At 70.2% G+C, this 3,754-nt stretch carries 6 protein-coding genes; 1 reads left to right on the forward strand and 5 read right to left on the reverse strand.

The features are described 5' to 3' along the window. The coding region (locus ACFFNX_RS44695; RefSeq protein ID WP_378212342.1) for a hypothetical protein at positions 1-854 on the forward strand (854 nt) is incomplete at its 5' end. Here the strand turns inward: ACFFNX_RS44695 and ACFFNX_RS44700 are convergent. The 5 genes from ACFFNX_RS44700 to ACFFNX_RS44720 all read right to left on the reverse strand — a co-directional run. After that, the gene (locus ACFFNX_RS44700) at positions 849-1,148 is read right to left on the reverse strand and encodes an MTH1187 family thiamine-binding protein (RefSeq protein ID WP_378212343.1); all 300 of its coding nucleotides are present in this window, start codon (positions 1,146-1,148) and stop codon (positions 849-851) included. The two genes, ACFFNX_RS44695 and ACFFNX_RS44700, sit on opposite strands and share 6 nt — an antisense overlap. Beyond that, the gene (locus ACFFNX_RS44705) at positions 1,148-1,537 is read right to left on the reverse strand and encodes a (deoxy)nucleoside triphosphate pyrophosphohydrolase (RefSeq protein WP_378212344.1); all 390 of its coding nucleotides are present in this window, start codon (positions 1,535-1,537) and stop codon (positions 1,148-1,150) included. Before ACFFNX_RS44705 ends, ACFFNX_RS44700 begins: the two co-directional genes overlap by 1 nt. A 241-nt stretch (positions 1,538-1,778) precedes the next feature. After that, a complete protein-coding gene (locus ACFFNX_RS44710) occupies positions 1,779-2,921 on the reverse strand; it encodes a C40 family peptidase (protein ID WP_378212345.1) in 1,143 nt (380 codons plus the stop codon). 10 nt (positions 2,922-2,931) lie between these two features. Then, on the reverse strand, positions 2,932-3,561 hold the full coding sequence (locus ACFFNX_RS44715) for a hypothetical protein (protein ID WP_378212346.1): 630 nt from the start codon (positions 3,559-3,561) through the stop codon (positions 2,932-2,934). Positions 3,562-3,568: 7 nt separating this feature from the next. Continuing rightward, on the reverse strand, positions 3,569-3,754 hold a 186-nt coding region (locus ACFFNX_RS44720; RefSeq protein WP_378212347.1), incomplete at its 5' end, for a hypothetical protein.

The following is a 3,754-nucleotide window of genomic DNA, read 5'->3' on the forward strand; positions in this document are numbered from 1 at the left end:
TCGGCCACGCGGGCGCCAAGGCCGGCGCGGCCCTCGTCGGTGCGATCGTCGTCGGCGCGGCGGCCGTCTTCGTCATCGCGAACCACGGCGGCGGCCGCGAACGCCACCGGCCACCCCGGCCGGCCGCGCCGAAGGGCCCCACCATCGCGTTCGCCTCGTTGACCGAGCGGTACACGGGCCCGGCCCTCACGGTCGCGGGCAAGTACGTGCGTGTCGACGGCCTGCGCGACCCGGCTGTGGCACAACGCGTGAACCAGGAGGTGCGGGCGCCACTCGACGAACAACTGCGGCGCTACCGCGTGGCCCGCGTCGCGGATGCCGGGGGCATCGGGTTGAAGAACCCGGCGGTCGCGACAGGCATCGAGCTCGGGCTGCGCGGCCCTCGGCTGGTGGCGGCGCGCTACGTCTTCACGGCCCACAACGCGCCGCTCACTCCGTTCGATCTGGGCACCACGCGCGCCGTCACCGTCGACCTCACCACCGGCCGGCGGCTCAGGGCATCGGACATCCTCCGGCCCGAGGCCGTCACCCGATCCGGCCTGGCCGACCTCGAACGGCGCATCGCCGGCGCCGCTCCCGGCCGGAAACTCTGCGACGGCAGCGAGAGGTCCGGCCAGGACACCCTGAGCCCCCGCACCCTCGACAATGACGACAAGGAGACCCGGGTGCTCGATCTGATGCCGACGGGGACGGGCCTCCAGTTCGACGTCATGCCTCCGCTGCTGGGCTATTTCTGGGCGTGCGCGGAGACCGTGATCACCGTTCCGTACGACCGGATCTCCGATCTCGTGCGACCGGAGGTGCTCGCGCTGATCAAGGCCTCGGCGGCCGACCCGTCGCCCTCTCCTTCATGAACCGGCGCCGAGATGCCGCTCGAGCGTCTCGACCTTGGAGGTCAGGCCCTCCGACACCCCCTCGCGCACGTCGGCCTTGAGCACGAGACTGACCCGCGGCGCCCGGGCGGCGACCGCGTCGACCGCTCGGCGGACCACGTCCATGACCTCGTCCCACTCGCCCTCGATGCTGGTGAACATCGCGTCGGTCTGGTTGGGCAGCCCGCTCTCCCGCACGACGCGCACCGCGTCGGCGACGTACTCCCCCACCGACTCACCGACGCCCAGCGGTGTCACGGAAAAGGCAACGATCATCAAGACTCCTTGAGGTGCGCACGTACCGCCTCGAGCACGGGCAGGTCGCCCGGCAACCACGGCACGTCGAACAGCTCCGCCTCACTCAGCCAGCGCAGATCGGAATGCTCGAGCGCCTCCGGCTCGCCCTTCGCGATCGTGGCGGTCCAGACATGCATGACATAACCGTTGTGGAGCGGCCAGTCGTCCCCGATTCGCCGTCCGACGATGACCCCGATACCGAGTTCCTCACGGCACTCGCGGGTGAGCGCCTCTTCGTCCGTCTCACCGGGCTCGACCTTTCCGCCGGGAAGCTCCCAGCCTCCCGCCAGTTCGGGCGGTGCCGCCCGCTGTGCCGCCAGAAGCCGGCCACCGGCGATGATCGCCGCCCCGACGACAAGACCGCGCATGCCGGCCCACCTCCTTCGATCCCGCGACGCCCCGGCCGCGATGCAGTCGCTCCAACCTCACCAGTGCCCCGGCCGTCACCACATCGCCGACACGCGGAGACCCCCGGACGGCGCGGCGAGCGAGCACCCTCCGGGGGCGACGGACCAGCGCACCACGCCGCCGGTGACCGTACCGCGGCCGTGTCGGCCCATGCGGGCCGATCCGGCACCGGCCACTCTCGCGGAGATGTGTCTCCCGCCGTCAGAGTCGCTTCGTCGGACCGTTGTGCCCGTTGTGCGCCGTCGGCCGGGTGAAGCCGACCGCCCCGCCGGGATAGCTCTTGTAGCTCTGGAGCTTCACCACGTCGCCGGTGTGCGGGGCGACGATCATGATGCCCTTCTGAGGGTTGTAGACGATGCCCACGTGACCCGGCCCGCTGTGGCCGTGCTTGTAGTCGAAGTAGACCAGATCGCCCGGCTGCTCCTGGCCCTTGGGTACCGACGCACCCCACCAGTACTGCGCGTCGGACAGCCGGGGGATGGTGACGCCGGCGGTTCGGTAGGCGGTCATCGTCAGGCCGGAGCAGTCGAAGCTGTCCGGGCCGACGGCCCCGTAGACGTACGGCTTGCCGAGCTGGGCCTTGGCGAACGTGATGACCTTCGCGACGACGGCGTTCGGGGCGGCGGGGGCGCCGTTCATGTCGACGCAGGTCGGGCCGTTGGCCTGGACGACGTTGAAGCTTCCGTTCGCGTACCTCTGCGCCGCCGACAGCACGTTGTTCACGTACGAGACCAGGTGGTTGTACGCGAAGATCGCCGAGCGCATGTGGGTGGGCGCGCCGTCGTGCTTGAGGAGACGCGCGGCGGCGGGGATGGCGTCCGCGGGATCGTAGCGGTCCTTCTTCCCGTCGTTGTTGCCGTCGACGCCGAAGATCTTCCAGGTACCGGGGATGAACTGCATCGGCCCGCCCGCGTGCGCGAAGTTCTCTCCGCTGAGCACGCCAGGGGACTTGAGCGTCCCGTGGTGGGTCTCCACCCATCCGATGCCGGCGAGGACGTTCCAGGGGATGCCGTACTGCTGGCCGGCCTTCTTGTACAGCGCGAGGTAGTTCGACGGGATGCTGTTGGCGTCTCCGGACTCCTGGGGCTGCGTGGCGGCTCCGGAGGTGTCGGTACAGTCCCCTCCGCCGGCGGCCCCCTGGTACAGCTGGTTGGCGCCGAAGAAGAGCGGGATCGCCACGAGGCTCATCAGGAACATCGCGGCGCTTCCCGCGATGATGACGATCGGTAGGCGGACCGCACCACGGTCCGTACGGGCGAAACGATGAAGCGAGACAAAGCGACGGCTGTTCTTGCGCCCCCCGAAGCCGCTGCCGATCCTCCTCAGGCGCCGGCGAAGCTTCATTTCCTGCCTCTCACTTATCACCTACGTCTGCCGGTGCGAACGCGTAGACCACCCAGCCGCCGCCGGAACGCGCCATCGTGACGGCGTACTGCTGGCTGGAGTCGCTTGTCTTTCCTCCCTTGGTGATGTGCTGTTTTCCGGTCGCGAGAAAGATGAGCTGGTCCTTGGACATGTCCCGGATCGAGTCCAGCGTGGCGTCGCACGTGGAGCTCTCCTGGTCCTGCTTGCGCTGGGCGATGACCCCCGGCGCCGCGGCCCCCTGCTGAAGCTGGTTCAACACGTCGGAGGTGACCAGGTTGCGCATCCGGTCGAGGTACGCCTGCGGGTCCTCGTCGAACCGATAGGTGCCGTAGGCGGCGGTGAAGCGGCGCGCGACGTCCGCCGCGGTGGTGAAGTCCTTCTGCGTGAACGGCAGCAGCGAGTAGATGTCGTACGAGCCGGGCGAGGGAGTCGGCCCGCTCACCGGCGGGACGCTGCTGCTCGTGGACGGCGGGGTGCTCGGCGTGGGCGTGCTCGCGTGCTCGGCGCGCGCGCCGTGGTGCCGTCCGCTGCCACCGATCGTGAGGAACACGCCGACCGCCGCCAGCACGACGACGAGTCCCCCGAACAGCCACTTGCGCTGACGGTCCGTCAGATCCATCGGTAGCTCACTCTTCGCCGTCGTCGCGTTTCACCGGGCGCAGCCAGAACGGCATGGCCGGCGCCTCCTCGCGGGACTTCCCGGACCACAGCGGTGGCGCCTGCCGGGCGCCGCCCTCCGCGCCGCCGGTGTCCCGTTTGCCGGCGCCGGACGCGGGCTCCCGCCCGCCGCCCGTTCCGTCCTTGGCCGGCCC

The organism is Actinoallomurus acaciae (assembly GCF_042429965.1).
GTDB classification, from domain to species: Bacteria; Actinomycetota; Actinomycetes; order Streptosporangiales; family Streptosporangiaceae; genus Actinoallomurus; species Actinoallomurus acaciae.